Source organism: Pectobacterium hainanensis (assembly GCF_046237015.1).
Taxonomy (GTDB): domain Bacteria; phylum Pseudomonadota; class Gammaproteobacteria; order Enterobacterales; family Enterobacteriaceae; genus JBJYIN01.
This window is the reverse complement of the sequence record NZ_JBJYIN010000009.1, coordinates 63,257-82,535: the sequence shown is the minus strand read 5'-3', so window position 1 is coordinate 82,535 and position 19,279 is coordinate 63,257. Positions and strand designations below refer to the sequence as shown.

Genomic DNA, 19,279 nt, shown 5'->3' with positions numbered 1-19,279 from the left:
CTATCACGTTACAGACAGATGGAGACAACACGCATAAAACCAGACCCAATAGGTGTTGAGTGAAATGATGGGTATTAAACAATCCTAATTTAGCAACGCATTCGCACGTAAAAATGGCTCCCCGCCGATTTGGCGCATTTGCCGCAGGATCCATTGCTGCCGCTGAATCACATAACCGGAGGGCGCGTTCACCCGAAAACGAATCGGATTCGGCAATACCGCGGCGAGCAATGCGGCCTCATGTGCCGTTAATCGACTGGCTGACTTATTAAAATAGTGCTTCGCGGCTGCTTCCACGCCAAAGAGGCCAGGTCCAAACTCAGCGATATTCAGATAGACCGTTAAAATCCGCTGTTTAGTCCAAACCAGCTCCACACCGACGGTGAGCCCAGCCTCAAGACCTTTACGTAACCAGCTGCGACCATCCCATAGGAACAAGTTTTTCACCATTTGTTGCGAGAGCGTCGATGCCCCGCGAATCCGACGAGTATTCCTCTCATTATGTTTTAACGCGGAGTTAATGGCATCCAAATCAAACCCCCAGTGCTGTGGGAACTTTTGATCTTCCGCGGCAATCACAGCCAATGCCATCACTGGCGCAATTTCATCCATGGAGACCCAGTCTGAATGGGCAACGTAACGAAAATCGCCACCAAACCATGCACTGAGTTGGCGATCGACCATGACTGCCGAAAATGGAACCGGTAAAAATGAAAACAGTAAAATACCGGCCATCCATATTCCAGAGATGACCAAAAGCCCACGAAAAAACCAATAACCAAGACGCGTCAAGAATCCCTTCTTGCGTCGTTTACCTGTCATTCGGTAAAGCCCAACACGCGAGATACCAGTTTATCGATGCCTTTCGCCGCTTCGCTGATGGAATTGGCGAGCATATAAGCAGGGGTGGTCACTATTTTGTGCTCAGCATCAACCACGATGTCATCCACCGGGCAAACTATGTGCTCTCCGCCCATTTCTTCTATCATTTCCGCCGTATCAATATCGTTACCAATTGTGAGACGAACAGGTTCGCCCAACAACACGGGGAGCAGGGCTGGCGCGATGCAAATAAAACCAATTGGTTTATTTTGCTTATAAATTTCCTGGGTGAGTAATTTTAAAGATTCATCAACCTGACAGGCTGCTCCTTGCGTAGCAAAGTCACTCAGGTTTTTAGCCGCGCCGAAACCTCCAGGCACGATCAATGCGTCAAGTTGCTGCGCATCAGCCGTTGAAAGGGGCTGTATTTTCCCTCTGACAATACGTGCCGATTCGGTTAAAACGTTGCGATTCTCATTGGTTACGTCACCAGTAAGATGATTAACCACATGAAACTGTGGTTTATCTGGCGCAAAGCAAACGGCTTCTGCACCAGCACGATCCACCGCCAGTAGCGTCAGTACCGCTTCGTGAATCTCAGAACCATCAAAAACACCACATCCACTCAGGACGATGCCGACTCGTTTCATCATCTTTTCCCTCATTTCATTACATCAACTAATTGATTTTTTAATTGACAAACACTAATCTACATCACACATTTTAATGATTCATGTAACAAAGATTTCCACATTTGCTATTTTGTTGCTTGATGAAGATGTACTTTAGTTAGGGCTATAGCGCTTAGCTAAAGCAGTAATATCCGCACTTGCGAGCTCACGTCCCCTGACATCTAAAATGCAGGTGCATGGTTTCCCTGGTGTTGGCGCATAATTCGCGCACCCCGGCCTCGGTCGGGGTCATTTTTTTTACGCGGTATATCACCGAACGACCCCTTTCAAGCGACCACTAGCGGTATTAAGAAACGTCCTTGGTATCCTTTTCAACCTTAGCCACCCAATCACGCAAAACCTGAACATCATGACGCCAGTCGTGTTTAAGTTCCTCGATCCATTCCTGCACGTTATCCCACCATGCTGGCAGCGTTGGCGTTTGAATTTGTTGCGCAATCTGCTGAAGATGACGCAGCCCGACGGAACCTGCGGCACCTTTAATTTTGTGACCTTCTTCCGTAATACCTTTCTGGTCACGGGCTGTCATATTGGAATCAAGGATTGCCAGATAACCAGGCATCATTTGTTCAAACATATCCAGGCTTTGGTGAATCAATTTCGGCCCCACCAAATCGAGATACTGCTCCAGCATCGCAATATCCAACAAATCTTCATTCACCATGCGGCCCTCCTCCTCCTGAGCAACGGATTCATCAGACGGTGTTGTCTGATAGTCCCAATATTGCTTAATGACGGCGGTCAATGCAGGAACTGACAAAGGCTTACTCAGCACATCATCCATTCCAGCATCCAGATACTCTTTTTTATCCTTCAGCACGTTGGCCGTTAACGCGACTAATGGCGGCAGGCTTCGATCAACATAGTGCTGACGTAGCTGGCGAGCAACATCAAGCCCCGTCATATCGGGCAGCTGAATGTCCAGTAACACAAGATCAAACTCATCGGGATCAAACATATCCAGCGCTTCTTGCCCGGTCATGGCAACTTCCACGCTATTACCCAATTTTTCCAGTACTGAACGCGCCACCACCACATTTAATTCAATGTCTTCAACCAGTAAAACATTCAGTGCCGGTAACGGCATATCATCATCGTCTGCTTTATTGCCATTTTCATCGACACGCGGAGCGATCACGGTCAGCGTGAAGCAAGAGCCCTGGCCTTGTGTACTCGTCACCTGGATATCACCGCCCATATTCTGGGCTAACCGTTTGGAAACGGATAAGCCAATTCCCGTCCCCGTCGCGGGTTTACCACCATGCTGGTCTTTTACCTGATAGTACATGGCAAAGATTTTTTCCAATTCATCTGCCGGGATACCCATGCCGGAATCTTCAACATCAAAACGCAGACGATTACCTTGTTCATGCCATACCCGCACAACAATTTCACCCTGCGGTGTAAATTTCACCGCATTACTGAGCAGATTCCAGAGGATCTGCCGCAAACGCGTACCGTCAGTAATCACTTTCGGCGGCAGCGGCAAATGCAGATCCATTCTCAGCTTCAGTCCTTTAGGCTGGGCAAGTAATCCCCCCAAATTTTCCAGATCGACCAGGAAACCCGTGAAATCTATTGGTTGATTATCCAACTGAACTTTGCGCCGTTCCTGTTTATCCATCTCAATCACATCGTTAAAAATGTTGCCTAGCGTAATCGCGCTGACATGAATGGTTTTCAGGTATTTCTGCTGCTCTGGATCAAGCTGGGTATCCAACAGGATGCGGCTTAATCCGACGATGCCATTTAGCGGCGTACGGAGCTCATGGCTGATCGTAGAGATAAACGTTGTCTTCTCCCTACTGGCATTTTCTAACGCGTCCTGATAGCGCTTACGCTCCGTTATGTCTCGTCCGAACCCCATTAGCCCGTGACGTTTCCCCATACGATCGTAAAAAGGGACTTTGCGCAGCTCAAAACAGGCTTTACGGCCATCGGGATACACCAGCCATTGTTCATACGTCAGGGAAACGTTGTGACGGAACACTTTTTCGTCCGTTTCCATCACCTTCTCGGCAATATCGGGAGAGTAAACATCCTGCGGCGTTAACCCAACTAACTGTTTCTGGCTTTTCCCGACCAATAGCTCCATGGCGCGGTTGCAGCCAGAGAACTCTTTATCTTCATTACGGTAATAAACCAGGTCTGGTGAAGCATCCAGAAAAGATCGCAACAGAGCCGATTGCTGTTCCAGCTCAATCTGCGCCTGTTCACGACGCGCCATTTCCTCTTTCAGGCGACTCACGACCAGCAAACGCGCCTCTTCAGCCTTGATACGATCGGCAATTTCCTGATTGAGCTGCACAATATTGTCCTGCAATTGTGCATTCAGCTCTAAATCCCGGTGACGCATCTCTTCCAACTTGGCCACCAGCTTTGACAACCGCTGACGCGATTCCTCCAACTGCTCCACCACCACAGAAAGAAAGTAAACCGCCCATGGCGTAATCAGCAGCCCAAAAAAAACCGAGCGGACAACGTCAATGCTTTCCACCGCCCCACTGAGCAATAGCGTAACAGCCATCTGCACCACCATGGCCAGCAGTACCAATACCGAGGCCAACAGCAGAGAAAAGCGGACAAGCCCCAGTTTTACCATCAAATCAACATAGTACTGAGCCAACAGGCGGATTTGCTTCATAGCGTTTTCCCTTAGTGACGACCATCAAATCATATCGTAAATTGGCGATACGCCGAAGATTCAACTCGTTGTTTTCCGCGATACATCAATGTACCGATAGGGGCGACCTAATGCCGAGCCTTGAACTCCATGGACTTGCAGATAGCGATCCAGTTCGACCATGCCAGTCCAGTGATTTTCACACCAAAGCGGCGCGAGTAACGTCGGACGCCGGGCGCTGGCCGAAATACGATGATAGATAATGTCTGGCGGGGTATGACGAATCATCTCTCCGGCTATCTCGACATATTGCGCCAACTCCAGCACGGGTAACCGCCCTGCCCGCCAGGCTTTGGCCATAATGCTGCCTTCCACAATATGCAAAGGGTGTAACTTAATCCCTTCAACGCCAGTCTCAATAACCTGTTCCAGCGTCAATAGACAACGCGCGGCATCTTCCCCCGGAAGGCCCACAATCAAGTGACAGCAAACATTGAGCCCTCGCTCATGAGCACGCCGTACCGTCTGTTGATAACACGCAAAATCATGGCCGCGATTAATGCGATGCAATGTTTTATCACTGGCACTCTGCAATCCCAGTTCCAACCAGACCTCATAGCCCTGTTGATGGTAACCAGACAACAAATCCAGCACCGCATCCGGTACACAATCAGGGCGGGTTCCTACACACAGTCCAACCATTTCGGCTTGCTTTAATGCTTCCTGATACATCCTCTCCAGCACCTGCACTTCAGCATAAGTACTGGTGTAGGCCTGAAAATAAGCCAGATAGCGTTTCGCTCGATTAACCCTCTCCGCCTGTACCTCCAATTGCGCGGCGATACTGCGCTGTTGCATGCCTTCATCGGCAAAAGAGGCAACATGACAAAATGTACAGCCCCCTCGCCCCAGCGTACCGTCCCGGTTCGGGCAATTAAAACCACCGTGTAAAGTCAACTTATGGATCTTCTCGCCATAGCGGCGCTGAAGATTTACACCAAACATATTGATTAATTTTTGCAATTGCATATTCTAAACTGCTCCCTTGAGGAAATGCAGACTATCCTTATCTCGTCCCGCTCGCGATGACCGCGATCAATCACGCACACCCCAATAAAATGAATTTTTATTCATTTCCAGTGAAAATAAACTCACCTTAAAGCACAGTGATCTTTCTGATTCTGTATGCTCATCTGACAAGAAGATTAAGTAACTCTTAAAAAGAGTTTCATTAAATCTAAAAGTATTCATATACAGCACAATATGCTAATACGTAGAGATAATGCAGCACGGACAAGGGTTACGCATGCTTTAGCATAGTGATACAGCTCACACTTCGATCGGGTGTTGTTCGGCCTAATAAACGCATTTTTTCGATAAAAATCATTTATTTTCATAACCATAAATAAAAATTATCCCTTACTGGCACATTTTGCATTGGTATTTGACCTGAACGGGCTTTCTCGCTAATTTGGAAATCCGCTGGAAGCTTTCCTGACGGGTTCACGACTCGTCATATTTATGCAGTAAATGAAGACTCCCTCTAAAAACAAGTCATTTACCACTTGTGAGACCGTCACGAGAGGCCGAAGAAGAGAGCGGCAGGGTTAATAGTCGCTCGACGCCAAGGTGCTTTCTCGCAGTAGGTTGTGAGAGTCACACAGAGCCTGGGGAGGTTCACTAATTATGTTGTACGATGCATCCCAAGAGAGAGATAACTGTGGTTTCGGATTAATCGCCCATATAGAAGGTGAGCCGAGTCACAAGGTCGTGCGTACGGCCATCCACGCACTGGCCAGAATGCAACACCGTGGCGCGATCCTTGCTGACGGCAAGACCGGCGACGGCTGTGGCTTATTACTTCAAAAACCCGATCGTTTCTTTCGTCTGGTCGCAGAAGAGCGCGGCTGGCGTTTAGCCAAAAATTATGCCGTTGGTATGATGTTTCTCAATCAGGACGAAGATCAGGCGCGCGCCACCCGTCGGATTGTAGAAGAAGAATTGCAAAATGAAACGCTTTCGGTACTTGGCTGGCGCGAAGTGCCAACCAATCCTGATGTATTGGGCGAGATTGCACTGTCGTCAATGCCGCGCATTGAGCAAATATTTGTTAATGCCCCGGCTGGCTGGTTACAGAGCGATATGGAACGACGTTTGTTCATGGCGCGTCGGCGAATCGAAAAACGTATCGAAGACAAAGAGTTTTACGTTTGTAGCTTTTCCAATCTGGTCACGATCTATAAAGGCCTCTGTATGCCGGCGGATCTACCAAAATTCTATCTCGATCTGGCCGATCTACGTCTTGAATCGTCCATTTGTCTGTTCCACCAACGTTTCTCTACCAACACCGTGCCACGTTGGCCATTAGCGCAACCATTCCGCTATCTGGCGCATAACGGTGAAATCAATACCATTGCCGGGAACCGTCAATGGGCTCGGGCACGTGCTTACAAATTCAAAACCCCGCTTATCCCTGACCTACGGGATGCCGCCCCTTTCGTTAACGAAACCGGCTCCGACTCCAGTTCGCTGGATAACATGCTGGAACTGTTTCTCAGCGGCGGGATGGATATCATCCGTGCTATGCGCCTGCTGGTTCCGCCAGCCTGGCAGAACAACCCGGATATGGACCCTGAACTACGTGCGTTCTTCGATTTCAACTCCATGCATATGGAACCCTGGGATGGCCCAGCGGGGATTGTCATGTCCGATGGCCGCTATGCGGCTTGTAACCTGGATCGTAATGGTCTGCGCCCGGCACGTTATGTCATCACCAAAGACAAACTGATCACCTGTGCGTCTGAAGTCGGTATATGGGATTACCAACCGGACGAAGTCATTGAAAAAGGACGGGTCGGGCCTGGTGAGCTCATGGTGATCGATACCCGTATCGGGCGTATTCTGCATTCTGCCGAAACCGATGACGATCTAAAAAGCCGTCATCCGTATAAAGAGTGGATGGAGAAAAACGTTAAGCGTCTGGTTCCATTTGAAGATTTGCCAGACGATCAGGTCGGTAGCCGTGAATTTGATGATGCCCTACTGGAAACCTATCAGAAACAGTTTGGCTACAGCAGTGAAGAGTTGGATCAAGTCATTCGCGTACTGGGGGAAAATGGTCAGGAAGCCACCGGCTCTATGGGAGATGACACGCCATTTGCCGTGCTGTCCAGCCGCCCACGCATTATCTATGACTATTTCCGCCAACAGTTTGCTCAGGTGACGAACCCGCCGATCGATCCACTGCGTGAAGCGCATGTCATGTCATTGGCAACCTGCATTGGCCGTGAAATGAATGTGTTTTGTGAAGCAGAAGGGCAAGCCCACCGCTTGAGCTTTAAGTCACCCATCCTGCTTTATTCCGACTTCAAACAGTTGCTCTCACAAGATCAACAGCATTATCGCGCCGATGTGTTGGATCTGACGTTCGAACCAGAAAAACAGACGCTGCAAGAGACGATCGAGAAACTGTGTGACGCAGCCGAGAACCACGTCCGCGATGGTGCCGTCTTGCTGGTTCTGTCTGACCGTGGGATTTCGGCACAACGCCTTCCCGTACCTGCGCCAATGGCGGTAGGTGCGATTCAGCGCCGTTTGGTCGAGAAAAGCCTGCGCTGTGACGCTAACATTATTGTCGAAACCGCTAGTGCCCGCGATCCACACCACTTCGCCGTATTATTGGGCTTTGGCGCTACCGCTATTTATCCTTACCTCGCCTATGAAACCCTGGCTCGGATGGTGGATAGCCATACGATCGACAAACAATATCGCGTCGTGATGTTGAACTATCGTAACGGCATCAATAAAGGGCTGTACAAGATCATGTCCAAGATGGGCATTTCTACCGTGGCCTCTTATCGCTGTTCCAAATTGTTTGAAGCCGTGGGATTACACAACGACGTGTCTACCCAATGTTTTCAGGGTGTCGTCAGCCGTATTGGCGGGGCCAACTTCGGCGATTTCGAACAGGACCTGCTGAATCTCTCTAAACGTGCCTGGCTAAAACGCAAGACGCTGGAACAAGGCGGCCTGCTGAAGTTTGTACACGGCGGCGAATACCATGCCTACAACCCGGATGTCGTTACCACGCTACAAACTGCCGTTAAAAGCGGCGAATACAGCGATTACGAACGGTATGCGAAGCTGGTGAATGAACGACCGGCCGCCACCCTGCGTGATTTGCTGGCGCTGAAACCACAGCAAGGCACAGCTATAGCCATTGATGAGGTTGAACCCGCAACGGAGATGTTCAAACGCTTTGATACCGCAGCGATGTCGATTGGCGCGCTCAGTCCTGAAGCGCATGAATCATTGGCAGAGGCGATGAACGGACTCGGCGGTTTCTCTAACTCCGGTGAAGGCGGCGAAGACCCAACGCGTTACGGCACCAACAAAGTTTCCCGTATCAAACAGGTGGCTTCTGGTCGCTTTGGCGTCACGCCCGCCTATTTAGTGAACGCTGATGTGATCCAGATTAAAGTCGCTCAGGGCGCTAAACCGGGAGAAGGCGGCCAGTTACCGGGAGATAAAGTCACGCCGTACATTGCCCGTTTGCGTTATTCAGTCCCCGGTGTCACCCTCATTTCGCCGCCGCCACACCACGATATTTACTCTATCGAAGATCTGGCACAGTTGATTTTCGATCTGAAGCAAGTCAATCCGAAAGCCATGATTTCGGTAAAACTGGTTTCTGAACCGGGCGTTGGCACGATTGCAACAGGGGTTGCCAAAGCCTATGCCGATTTGATCACCATTGCTGGCTATGACGGTGGGACAGGCGCCAGCCCGCTAACCTCCGTAAAATATGCAGGTTGTCCGTGGGAATTGGGGCTGGTTGAAACACAGCAGGCATTGGTTGCCAACGGTCTGCGCCATAAAATCCGCCTACAGGTGGACGGTGGTCTGAAAACCGGTCTGGATATCGTGAAAGCGGCGATTCTTGGGGCGGAAAGTTTCGGTTTCGGCACCGGCCCTATGGTCGCGTTAGGGTGTAAATATCTGCGTATTTGTCACCTGAATAACTGCGCGACCGGTGTGGCGACACAAGATGAGAAACTTCGCCGCGATCATTACCATGGCCTGCCCGATCGCGTAACGAATTACTTTCAATTCATCGCGCACGAAACTCGCCTGCTGATGGCCGAACTGGGCGTTAGTCGACTGGTTGATTTGATTGGCCGTACCGACCTGCTGGTTGAGCTCGACGGTTTTACTGCGAAACAGAACAAACTGGATCTGTCTCCGTTGCTGTATACCGCGCAACCGCAGCCGGGCAAAGCGCTGTATTGTACGGAAAGCAATCCATCATTCGACAAGGGTCTACTGAATAAAGAACTTCTGGCACAGGCTCAACCCTATGTGGAAGCGAAACAGAGTAAATCGCTTTACTTTGATATTCGCAATACCGACCGCTCCGTGGGTGCAACGCTCTCCGGCGTGATCGCTGCGCAGCATGGCGATCAGGGTCAGGCAAGCGATCCGATTAAAGCCTACTTCTCTGGTACTGCCGGACAAAGCTTCGGTGTCTGGAATGCGGGCGGTGTGGAACTCACACTCACTGGCGACGCCAATGACTACGTCGGTAAAGGGATGGCTGGCGGCAGCATTTCTGTACGTCCACCGGTTGGTTCTGCCTTCCGTAGTCACGAAGCCAGCATCATCGGTAATACCTGCCTCTACGGTGCGACAGGCGGTAAGTTATTTGCAGCAGGTCGTGCGGGCGAACGTTTTGCCGTGCGCAACTCCGGCACCATCACCGTTGTTGAAGGCATCGGCGATAACGGTTGTGAATACATGACCGGTGGTATCGTCTGCGTATTGGGTCGTACCGGCGTGAACTTTGGCGCAGGCATGACCGGTGGTTTCGCTTACGTCTTAGACGAAGACGGCGAATTCCGTAAACGCGTCAACCCAGAGCTGGTGGAAGTGCTGGACGTAGAACAGTTGGCCATCCATGAAGAGCATTTGCGCGGCCTGATTACTGAGCATGTTCAACACACCGGTTCACAACGTGGCGAAGAGATCCTCGCAAATTGGCCAACATGGGCACCGAAATTTGCCTTGGTGAAACCGAAGTCGAGTGATGTGAAGGCATTGTTGGGCCACCGTAGTCGTTCCGCAGCTGAGCTGCGGGTTCAGGCGCAGTAAGAGGTTTATCATGAGTCAGAATGTTTACCAATTTATCGACTTACAGCGCGTTGATCCGCCCAAAAAGCCGCTAAAGATTCGTAAAATTGAATTTGTTGAAATTTACGAGCCGTTCTCAGAAAGTCAGTCCAAAGCGCAGGCAGATCGCTGCCTGTCTTGTGGTAACCCTTATTGCGAATGGAAGTGCCCGGTTCATAACTACATTCCTAACTGGCTGAAGCTGGCTAACGAAGGCCGAATTATCGAAGCGGCTGAGTTATCACACCAGACTAACAGCCTGCCAGAAGTGTGTGGCCGCGTTTGTCCACAGGATCGTCTGTGTGAAGGATCTTGTACGCTGAATGATGAATTTGGTGCCGTCACCATCGGTAATATCGAGCGCTATATCAATGATAAAGCGATTGAAATGGGCTGGAAGCCTGATGTCTCTCACGTACAGCCAACCGGCAAACGCGTCGCCATCATCGGTGCAGGCCCTGCTGGCCTCGCCTGTGCCGACGTGCTGGCACGCAATGGCGTACAGGCAGTGGTATTTGATCGCCATCCGGAGATCGGCGGTCTGCTGACCTTTGGTATCCCCGCGTTCAAGCTTGAAAAAGACGTCATGGTTAAACGTAGGGAAATTTTCAGCGGCATGGGTATCGAATTCCGGCTAAACACCGAGGTAGGTAAAGATATCCAGATGAAAGCGTTGCTGGACGACTTTGATTCGGTGTTCCTTGGTGTAGGAACCTACCAATCTATGCGCGGTGGGTTAGAAAATGAGGATGCACACGGCGTTTACGATGCGTTGCCATTCCTGATTGCCAACACCAAACAGTTAATGGGTTTTGAAGCTTCAGCAGAAGAACCTTACATCACCATGCAAGGCAAACGCGTGGTCGTTCTGGGCGGCGGCGATACCGCGATGGATTGCGTACGAACCTCAATTCGCCAGGGCGCGGCGCATGTCACCTGCGCTTATCGCCGTGATGAAGAGAATATGCCCGGCTCCAAGCGTGAAGTGAAAAATTCACGCGAAGAAGGCGTGGAATTCAAATTTAATCTGCAACCACTGAGCGTTGAAATTAATGGCGCGGGTAAAGTCTGTGGTGTCAGAATGGCCCGTACGGAATTAGGCGCACCGGATGCCAATGGCCGTCGCCGACCTGAAATAGTCGAAGGGTCGGAGCACGTACTGGAAGCGGATGCCGTCATCATGGCATTTGGTTTCCGCCCTCACAAAATGGAGTGGTTAGCAGAGCACAGCGTTGAGCTGGATACACAGGGACGTATTATTGCGCCAGAAGGCAATCAAAATGCTTTCCAGACCAGCAATCCAAAAATCTTTGCGGGTGGCGATGCCGTGCGCGGTTCCGATCTGGTCGTGACCGCCATTGCTGAAGGACGCAAAGCTGCTGACGGTATTCTAAATTTCTTAAACGTTTAGATGCTTTACCGACTATCACAAGGGCGATGGATCTGCCCTTGTGATGGCCTCCTCTCGCTTCACGGGCTCCTGATGCATCCGGTACTCTTGTATCATCATGCTACCGACAGCCATAAGGCTGCCGTTTGCACATAGAATGTGTTTTTACGTGGCTCGGTTTTACGCGGCAAACTATACCCTAAATAATTCAAGTTTCAGGAAGGCGGCAAGAGAAGGAATCCCGATGAGCTTACTTGAGTAAGTGATTCGGGTGACTGAACGTAGCCAACGCACAGGCAACTTGAAGTATGACGGGTATAAAAGGGCATCATCACGATGCCCCGGAGGAAATGAATTATTTAACCACCCTCAGAGAGGGTCGTCCGCCTTTTGGAGGCTGTGGTGGTTCATCATCAGGGCGATCATCACCATCCGTTATATCGACATCAGGCTTGTTATCCACAATCGACATCACGTTACCGGAACTGGCCGTTTCATCCTGAGAATCATCAAACCCACTTGTTGCTTCATAAGCCGGCTCGGGTTCAAACATCGTACCAGCCCCATTTTCACGGGCATAAATAGCCAACACAGCAGCCATCGGCACATAAACCTGACGAGGCACACCGCCAAAACGCGCGTTAAAACGAACGCTGTCATCCGCCAACTCCAGGCCACCAACGGCACGAGGCGCAATATTCAGCACGATTTGCCCATCACGAGCAAACTCCATCGGCACCATCACATCAGGAAGATTGACATCGACAACCAGATGAGGCGTCAACTGGTTATCTAATAACCAGTCGTAAAAAGCCCGTAGCAAATACGGACGACGCGGAGACAGTTGAGACAACGCCATTCATTTAGCCTCTGGTCTGCAAACGCATTTCACGTTCTGCTTCCGTCAGAGAAGCAAGGAAGGCATCACGTTCAAATACGCGAGTCATGTAGCCTTTCAATTCTTTCGCACCAGATCCACTCAATTCAATGCCTAACTGAGGTAAACGCCATAACAACGGAGCCAAATAACAGTCAACCAGACTGAATTCTTCACTCATGAAATAAGGCGCTTCATTGAAAACGGGGGCGACAGCCAGCAGCTCTTCACGAAGCTGTTTACGCGCGGCATCGGCTTCCTGTGCGCTGCCTTGTGTGATTTTTTTCAGTAAGGAATACCAATCATTCTCTATGCGATGCATCATCAGGCGGCTGTTACCACGCGCAACCGGGTACACAGGCATCAGTGGTGGATGAGGAAAACGTTCATCCAGGTATTCCATGATAATACGTGACTCATAGAGCGTCAGTTCCCGATCAACCAGCGTCGGTACTGATCCATAAGGATTGAGGTCAATCAGATCCTGCGGCAGATTATCCATGTCTACCTGCTCAATCTCGACACTCACACCTTTTTCGGCCAATACAATGCGAACCTGATGGCTAAAAATGTCGGACGAGCCAGAAAACAGCGTCATTACCGAACGTTTGTTGGCAGCGACAGCCATGAAAACCTCCAAGTTTATCGAGAAAATGCGACGAATAACCGATCTGCTATCACCCTGCCACTTAGCGTTGAAAAAAACACCGGGCAAAATCAACTTTTCCAAAAAAAGTCTGGCGGGTAAACAGGCATAAAATCGGCGAATAGTTTATCAGATTTTGTTCGTTCTGTGGGGATATAAGCGCAATCCCATCGTTAAGAGACTAAAAATCAAAGCCATTTTTTTATGAATTCACGTTGTTACTATCCGAAGGATGGCAAACAAACGGTCAACCATGAATAATCATCGGCAACGATTTTCAATGTCACGATGTGACGAGCAGGACAACCATCATAAAAAACCCGGTGACCAGCACCGGGTTTTTCGCATTGATTTCGCTGCAAAGCAGCAAGAAATTAACGCTTGGAGAACTGAGGACGACGACGTGCTTTACGCAGACCGACTTTCTTACGTTCAACCTGACGAGCATCACGAGTAACGAAGCCAGCTTTACGCAGTTCGCTACGCAGAGACTCATCATACTCCATCAGAGCGCGGGTGATACCGTGACGGATCGCACCAGCCTGACCAGAGATACCACCACCTTTAACGGTGATGTACAGATCCAGTTTCTCAACCATGTCGACCAGTTCCAGCGGTTGGCGAACTACCATGCGGGCAGTTTCGCGACCGAAGTACTGTTCCAGACTACGCTGGTTGATAACGATGTTACCGTTGCCCGGTTTGATGAACACGCGAGCGGCGGAGCTTTTGCGGCGACCAGTGCCGTAGTATTGATTTTCAGCCATTGCCTATAATCCCGATTAAATGTCCAGAACTTGCGGTTGCTGTGCCGCGTGATTGTGCTCGGTGCCCGCGTAAACTTTCAGTTTACGGAACATAGCACGACCCAGCGGGCCCTTCGGCAGCATGCCTTTAACCGCGATTTCAATCACACGCTCAGGACGGCGGGCAATCATCTCTTCAAAGGTCGCTTGTTTGATACCACCGATGTGACCGGAGTGATGGTAATAAATCTTGTCAGAACGCTTGTTGCCAGTTACAGCAACTTTATCTGCGTTCAGAACGATGATGTAATCACCGGTATCAACGTGCGGGGTGTATTCCGCTTTATGCTTGCCGCGCAGACGACGAGCCAGTTCAGTAGCAAGACGGCCTAACGTTTTTCCGTCTGCATCAACAACGTACCAGTCGCGTTTTACGGTCTCTGGTTTAGCTGTGAAAGTTTTCATTAAAAGCTTACCCAATAATTAGTTACACGCAGGTGTTCACCTAAACGCTCGAAAACAGTTGAGGCTCACACGACCATCAAGTCCAGCAAACCTACCCCTTCGAATAGCCATTGCCGGCACTATAAAGTTTTTGGGAAAAAAACTTTGTTGTAACGTGGGGTCGCAGGATTATAGAGAAGTCGCATTCAAAGATCGACCTTTTTCGTGGGTTAATCGCGAAAAACCACCGCTCAACTACGACAAATGCGGCTGACGCAGATACGCTTCGCTTTGCATTTCCTGTAACCGAGATAAACACCGTTGATACTCAAATTTCAGATGTTCTCCCTGATAAATTTCAAACATGGAAACCTGGGCGGAAATGATGAGTTTGATTCTCCGCTCATAAAACTCATCTACTAACGCCAGAAAGCGACGCGCCGTATTTTCCTCATTTTTTCCCATAATCGTCACGTTGTGCAGCAGCACCGTATGATAAAGGCGCGAAAGCGCAATGTAGTCATTCTGACTGCGGGCATGAATGCACAGCGTATCAAAATCGATAGCCAGTACCCCATCGCTTTCACCCAGCGTCGCCATAGGATGATGATTGATATCCAGCGTTGGCCCGGGGCTTAACCACGTTTTGCCAGATAAACGAGTAAACATCCGCTGCATGGTTTCTTCGGTCTGAGCGTCAAGCGGTGTCAGATAAAGATGAGCCTGTGTTAACGTTCTCAAGCGGTAATCAATACCCGCATCAACATTACGTACATCGCAATACCGCTTAATCAGTTCAATGGCGGGAAGAAAACGAGCGCGTTGTAACCCATTCCGATAGAGGTCGTCAGGTGGAATGTTCGACGTTGCCACCAAGGCGATGCCTCGTGCAAACAGGGCTCGCAACAACTCAGCCAATAACATGGCATCGGTAATATCAGAAACGAAAAACTCATCGAAACATAATACATCCGTTTCCGCTTTGAAGCCGTCGGCCACTTTCTCCAGCGGGTTTTCCTGCCCCTGAAGTTGATTCAGTTCCTCATGCACTCGCAACATAAAGCGATGAAAATGCAGGCGCATCTTGCGTTTCATCGGCAAACTGTGAAAAAACAAGTCCATTAGCCAGGTTTTACCTCGCCCAACCCCGCCCCACATATACAGCCCTTTAACCGGCTCAGTCGCTTGTTTATCATGCAACCCTAACCAGCTACGCCATTTCCCCACGTTGCTGGATGCTTCCGTTCCACGATGAGCGCCCTGCTCACATAGCGCCCGATACATGTCATCCAACCGTATGACCGTCTGGTGCTGTACCTCATCAGGCTGGTATTCTCCAGCAGACAGTGCCTGCTGATACAATGCTAAAGGGGTTGTTTGCTGCATAATGGCCACTATCCCTGAGAAAAAAGTTAGTTGTATTTTGTCGCGAGTTACCGTCGATTTGTGCCGCAATCGTCGCAGTTAACCACCTTGATGCCGGAGACTCATCAACATAACCCTAAGTCATTGTGCTTCAGGATTCCACTCAGACAAGATTAGCGGTTATAGTGGCTATTATTAAGTGAAAAACCCTACGTGGACAACGACATCAAAATAGGAGTCATTATGACCTGGGAGTATGCGCTGATTGGTTTAGTTGCCGGTGTCATTATTGGTGCTGTGGCCATGCGTTTTGGCAACCGTAAGCTGCGGCAACAACAGGTATTGCAGAACGAACTAGAGAAAAGTAAAACCGAGCTGGAAGAATACCGCCAGGAGTTGGTGGGGCATTTTGCCCGCAGTGCAGAGTTGCTGGATAACATGGCGCATGATTATCGTCAGCTTTACCAGCATATGGCTAAGAGTTCCAACAGTCTGCTGCCCGATATTCCCGGTCAGGATAATCCGTTCAAATACCGTCTGACGGAAGCAGAAGCCGATAACGATCAGGTTCCGGTGGATATGCCACCACGTGACTATTCAGATGGCGCATCAGGGTTATTGCGAGGCGAACGCCCCGTCCGCAAATAGCCACAACAGCAGCGATATCGCGTGAAGTTTCCCCAAACTTCACGCATTCCTTTTGCCGTCATCCCCCGATTAAATCTCGGTCGTAGACTATAGTTACAATCTACTGACGAAACATCAGTGAACTTTACACACCAAACGTCAGTCAGACTCTTCACCACATGTTTAAGTTTATATATCATCATTTTATTCATCCGCTGGTCGTGAGAGAGTTAATCAACAATGAAGAAAAAATCTTTATTATTTAGTGCACTGGCAATGAGCGTAGGTCTAACCCTGTCCACGATCCCCGTAGCGAACGCTGCGTTACCGGCCGTGGTTCAAGGACAACAGACGCCAAGTCTGGCACCAATGCTTGAAAAAGTTTTGCCGGCGGTCGTCAGTGTGCATGTAGAAGGCACACAGGTACAACGTCAGCGTGTACCAGAAGAATTTAAATTCTTCTTTGGCCCTAATTTCCCAACCGATAAACAAAGTTCGCGCCCTTTTGAAGGGCTGGGTTCAGGTGTGATTATCGATGCGGCCAAAAGTTATGTGCTGACGAATAATCACGTCATCAATAATGCCGATAAGATTCGCGTACAGTTAAATGATGGACGTGAGTATGAAGCCAAACTGATAGGCCGTGACGAACAAACCGATATTGCTCTGCTTCAGTTGGTGGACGCCAAAAATCTGGTTGCCGTCAAAATGGCCGATTCTGACCAACTCCGCGTGGGTGATTTTGCCGTGGCAGTAGGGAATCCGTTCGGACTTGGACAAACGGCGACGTCCGGCATCATCTCCGCGCTGGGTCGTAGCGGGTTAAATCTCGAAGGTCTGGAGAACTTTATTCAGACCGATGCGTCCATTAACCGCGGCAACTCCGGTGGCGCACTAGTTAACCTTAATGGCGAATTGATTGGTATTAACACCGCCATCCTCGCACCTGGCGGCGGAAACATTGGTATCGGATTTGCCATTCCTAGCAACATGGCGCAGAACTTATCCCAACAACTGGTTGAATTTGGTGAGGTCAAACGCGGCGTTCTGGGTATCAAAGGCAGCGAAATGACGTCCGAAATGGCCAAAGCCTTCAAGGTTGATGCACAACGCGGCGCGTTCGTCAGTGAAGTGTTGCCAAAATCGGCCGCGGCTAAAGCTGGCATCAAAGCTGGTGACGTGCTGACGACGCTTGATGGTAAACCCATCGGCAGTTTTGCTGAGCTTCGCGCTAAAATCGGCACCACCGCGCCAGGTAAAACGGTGAAGGTGGGTTTACTGCGTGATGGAAAACAGCAAGAGGTTTCCGTCGTACTGGACAATAGCGCAACCTCAACCACCAGCGCCGAAACCCTATCTCCAGCGCTACAGGGAGCATCGCTGACCAACGGTCAACTGAAGGACGGCAGCAAAGGCGTACAGATTGATAATGTTGCCAAAGATACACCAGCCGCTCAGGTCGGTTTACAAAAAGGCGATATCATCATGGGTGTTAACCGTGAGCGAGTGGAAAACATCACTCAATTGCGTAAATTACTGGAAGCTAAACCACCAGTACTGGCACTCAATATCGTGCGTGGCGACGAAACGATTTATTTGCTTCTGCGCTAATGACGGCGGGCGATGGCATCATCATCACCTTTTGTTGATGAACGCCAATTCCCTATTCCGCCTGAAAAATCAGACACAGCACGCTGCTGTGTCTGATTATCTCATGCTATCCTCGGCACTATCTTCTTTTCACACAGTAAAACACAGTTATGCTTGCTAAGTTATTGCGCTCCACTCTGCTTGGTCTGATCGCCGCAGGCATCCTGCTCGCCGCTGTTCCTACGCTGCGCCCCGCCTCATGGCAGAAAGTCGATGATAATCCCGTTACCGATACACCCGTCAGCTATTACGATGGTGTTCGTCGCGCGGCACCGGCTGTGGTGAATGTCTATGATAGAGCACCAAATCCAGAGCAAACCGCAGAACTCAATATTCGCACGCTGGGTTCCGGCGTGATTATGAGCGACAAAGGCTATATCCTCACCAACAAGCACGTTATCAACAACACACAGCAAATTCTGGTCGCACTTCAGGACGGCAGGCTCTATGAAGCCATGGTCGTTGGCTCGGATAGCCTGACCGATCTGGCTGTGCTGCAAATCAATGGGGTCAATTTGCCCGTGATACCGATTAATACCCATCGTACCGCTCATATCGGTGATGTCGTGATGGCTATCGGTAACCCTTACAATTTGGGACAAACGATTACTCAGGGGATCATCAGTGCGACAGGGCGCGTCGGGCTGAGCGCCGTCGGTCAGGATAACAGACAAAACGGTCGGCAAAATCTTTTGCAAACGGACGCTTCCATCAACCATGGCAACTCCGGTGGCGCGTTGGTCAATACGCTAGGAGAACTGGTTGGCATCAATACGCTCTCCTTTGACAAAGGCGCCGATGGCGAGGTGCCGGAAGGGATTGGATTTGCCATTCCCGTCGCATTGGCAACCAAAGTCATGGGAAAACTGATCCGCGATGGTCGCGTTATTCGCGGTTATATCGGCATTAATGGCATACAGATAGAAGATATAGAAAGTATCGAAAACGGTAGCCGCCAAGGACGCCCGAATGGCATTCTGGTCAGCACGATCGACGCCGGAGGACCAGCAGATAAAGCAGGAATTCAGGTGAAAGACATCCTGGTCAGCGTGAATAATAAGCCGACACGCTCGGTCATCGAAACCATGGATCAAATCGCCGAAATACGGCCAGGCACAGTCGTCCCTGTCGTGATCAAACGCGGTAATCAAGAAATCAAATTAGACATGACGATTCAGGAATTTCCGATCAACTGAACCTTCTCGTTGGGGGAACTGCCTTCGCACCTGATT

General features: G+C 49.9%; 14 protein-coding genes. 5 read left to right on the top strand and 9 right to left on the bottom strand.

Annotated elements, in window-relative coordinates; translation table 11 throughout:
- Window positions 1-84: 84 nt before the first annotated feature.
- The 4 genes from mtgA to mnmL form a co-directional block, all read right to left on the bottom strand.
- A complete protein-coding gene (mtgA, locus tag ACKPVM_RS11115; RefSeq protein WP_409309107.1) occupies window positions 85-822 on the bottom strand; it encodes a monofunctional biosynthetic peptidoglycan transglycosylase in 738 nt (245 codons plus the stop codon).
- A complete protein-coding gene (gene elbB / locus ACKPVM_RS11110; RefSeq protein WP_409309206.1) occupies window positions 819-1,472 on the bottom strand; it encodes an isoprenoid biosynthesis glyoxalase ElbB in 654 nt (217 codons plus the stop codon). The genes mtgA and elbB overlap by 4 nt, the downstream gene beginning before the upstream one ends.
- Before the next feature lie 328 nt (window positions 1,473-1,800).
- Window positions 1,801-4,158 carry an aerobic respiration two-component sensor histidine kinase ArcB gene (arcB, locus tag ACKPVM_RS11105; RefSeq protein WP_409309106.1) on the bottom strand — a complete coding sequence of 786 codons (2,358 nt, stop codon included), beginning with the start codon at window positions 4,156-4,158 and terminating at the stop codon, window positions 1,801-1,803.
- Between the two features lie 60 nt (window positions 4,159-4,218).
- Window positions 4,219-5,166, bottom strand: coding sequence for a tRNA modification radical SAM protein MnmL/YtqA (gene mnmL / locus ACKPVM_RS11100; protein WP_409309105.1), 948 nt, complete (start codon window positions 5,164-5,166; stop codon window positions 4,219-4,221).
- Between the two features lie 657 nt (window positions 5,167-5,823).
- On the opposite strand from mnmL, the gene gltB reads away from it, so the two are divergent.
- The gene (gene gltB / locus ACKPVM_RS11095) at window positions 5,824-10,284 is read left to right on the top strand and encodes a glutamate synthase large subunit (RefSeq protein ID WP_409309104.1); all 4,461 of its coding nucleotides are present in this window, start codon (window positions 5,824-5,826) and stop codon (window positions 10,282-10,284) included.
- A gap of 10 nt (window positions 10,285-10,294) precedes the next feature.
- A complete protein-coding gene (locus ACKPVM_RS11090; protein WP_409309103.1) occupies window positions 10,295-11,713 on the top strand; it encodes a glutamate synthase small subunit in 1,419 nt (472 codons plus the stop codon).
- 334 nt (window positions 11,714-12,047) lie between these two features.
- On the opposite strand, the gene sspB is transcribed toward ACKPVM_RS11090, so the two are convergent.
- From sspB to zapE, 5 genes are all read right to left on the bottom strand, one after another.
- The gene (gene sspB, locus ACKPVM_RS11085; protein ID WP_409309102.1) at window positions 12,048-12,551 is read right to left on the bottom strand and encodes a ClpXP protease specificity-enhancing factor; all 504 of its coding nucleotides are present in this window, start codon (window positions 12,549-12,551) and stop codon (window positions 12,048-12,050) included.
- 4 nt (window positions 12,552-12,555) lie between these two features.
- Window positions 12,556-13,197 carry a stringent starvation protein SspA gene (gene sspA / locus ACKPVM_RS11080; RefSeq protein WP_409309101.1) on the bottom strand — a complete coding sequence of 214 codons (642 nt, stop codon included), beginning with the start codon at window positions 13,195-13,197 and terminating at the stop codon, window positions 12,556-12,558.
- A gap of 392 nt (window positions 13,198-13,589) precedes the next feature.
- Window positions 13,590-13,982 (bottom strand): 30S ribosomal protein S9, encoded by a 393-nt coding sequence (rpsI, locus tag ACKPVM_RS11075; protein ID WP_039346610.1) that lies wholly within the window; start codon window positions 13,980-13,982, stop codon window positions 13,590-13,592.
- 15 nt (window positions 13,983-13,997) lie between these two features.
- Window positions 13,998-14,426 carry a 50S ribosomal protein L13 gene (gene rplM, locus ACKPVM_RS11070; RefSeq protein WP_409309100.1) on the bottom strand — a complete coding sequence of 143 codons (429 nt, stop codon included), beginning with the start codon at window positions 14,424-14,426 and terminating at the stop codon, window positions 13,998-14,000.
- A 234-nt stretch (window positions 14,427-14,660) separates the two neighbouring features.
- On the bottom strand, window positions 14,661-15,791 hold the full coding sequence (gene zapE, locus ACKPVM_RS11065; protein ID WP_409309099.1) for a cell division protein ZapE: 1,131 nt from the start codon (window positions 15,789-15,791) through the stop codon (window positions 14,661-14,663).
- Window positions 15,792-16,013: 222 nt separating this feature from the next.
- Between zapE and zapG the strand changes: the two genes are divergently transcribed.
- The 3 genes from zapG to degS all read left to right on the top strand — a co-directional run bounded on the left by zapG (window position 16,014) and on the right by degS (window position 19,243).
- Entirely contained in the window at window positions 16,014-16,418 is a 405-nt protein-coding gene (gene zapG / locus ACKPVM_RS11060; protein ID WP_409309098.1) for a Z-ring associated protein ZapG, read from the top strand.
- A gap of 219 nt (window positions 16,419-16,637) precedes the next feature.
- Window positions 16,638-18,008 carry a serine endoprotease DegQ gene (gene degQ, locus ACKPVM_RS11055; RefSeq protein WP_409309097.1) on the top strand — a complete coding sequence of 457 codons (1,371 nt, stop codon included), beginning with the start codon at window positions 16,638-16,640 and terminating at the stop codon, window positions 18,006-18,008.
- A gap of 149 nt (window positions 18,009-18,157) precedes the next feature.
- Window positions 18,158-19,243: an outer membrane-stress sensor serine endopeptidase DegS gene (gene degS, locus ACKPVM_RS11050; protein ID WP_409309096.1), complete on the top strand. Its 1,086-nt coding sequence runs from the start codon at window positions 18,158-18,160 to the stop codon at window positions 19,241-19,243.
- The last annotated feature ends 36 nt before the right edge of the window (window positions 19,244-19,279 follow it).

What these genes read in the sequence shown, in the direction of transcription:
- mtgA (WP_409309107.1), bottom strand. Translation starts at nt 822, where the DNA reads ATGACAGGTAAACGACGCAAGAAGGGATTCTTGACGCGTCTTGGTTAT.
- elbB (WP_409309206.1), bottom strand. Translation starts at nt 1,472, where the DNA reads ATGAAACGAGTCGGCATCGTCCTGAGTGGATGTGGTGTTTTTGATGGT.
- arcB (WP_409309106.1), bottom strand. Translation starts at nt 4,158, where the DNA reads ATGAAGCAAATCCGCCTGTTGGCTCAGTACTATGTTGATTTGATGGTA.
- mnmL (WP_409309105.1), bottom strand. Translation starts at nt 5,166, where the DNA reads ATGCAATTGCAAAAATTAATCAATATGTTTGGTGTAAATCTTCAGCGC.
- gltB (WP_409309104.1), top strand. Translation starts at nt 5,824, where the DNA reads ATGTTGTACGATGCATCCCAAGAGAGAGATAACTGTGGTTTCGGATTA.
- ACKPVM_RS11090 (WP_409309103.1), top strand. Translation starts at nt 10,295, where the DNA reads ATGAGTCAGAATGTTTACCAATTTATCGACTTACAGCGCGTTGATCCG.
- sspB (WP_409309102.1), bottom strand. Translation starts at nt 12,551, where the DNA reads ATGGCGTTGTCTCAACTGTCTCCGCGTCGTCCGTATTTGCTACGGGCT.
- sspA (WP_409309101.1), bottom strand. Translation starts at nt 13,197, where the DNA reads ATGGCTGTCGCTGCCAACAAACGTTCGGTAATGACGCTGTTTTCTGGC.
- rpsI (WP_039346610.1), bottom strand. Translation starts at nt 13,982, where the DNA reads ATGGCTGAAAATCAATACTACGGCACTGGTCGCCGCAAAAGCTCCGCC.
- rplM (WP_409309100.1), bottom strand. Translation starts at nt 14,426, where the DNA reads ATGAAAACTTTCACAGCTAAACCAGAGACCGTAAAACGCGACTGGTAC.
- zapE (WP_409309099.1), bottom strand. Translation starts at nt 15,791, where the DNA reads ATGCAGCAAACAACCCCTTTAGCATTGTATCAGCAGGCACTGTCTGCT.
- zapG (WP_409309098.1), top strand. Translation starts at nt 16,014, where the DNA reads ATGACCTGGGAGTATGCGCTGATTGGTTTAGTTGCCGGTGTCATTATT.
- degQ (WP_409309097.1), top strand. Translation starts at nt 16,638, where the DNA reads ATGAAGAAAAAATCTTTATTATTTAGTGCACTGGCAATGAGCGTAGGT.
- degS (WP_409309096.1), top strand. Translation starts at nt 18,158, where the DNA reads ATGCTTGCTAAGTTATTGCGCTCCACTCTGCTTGGTCTGATCGCCGCA.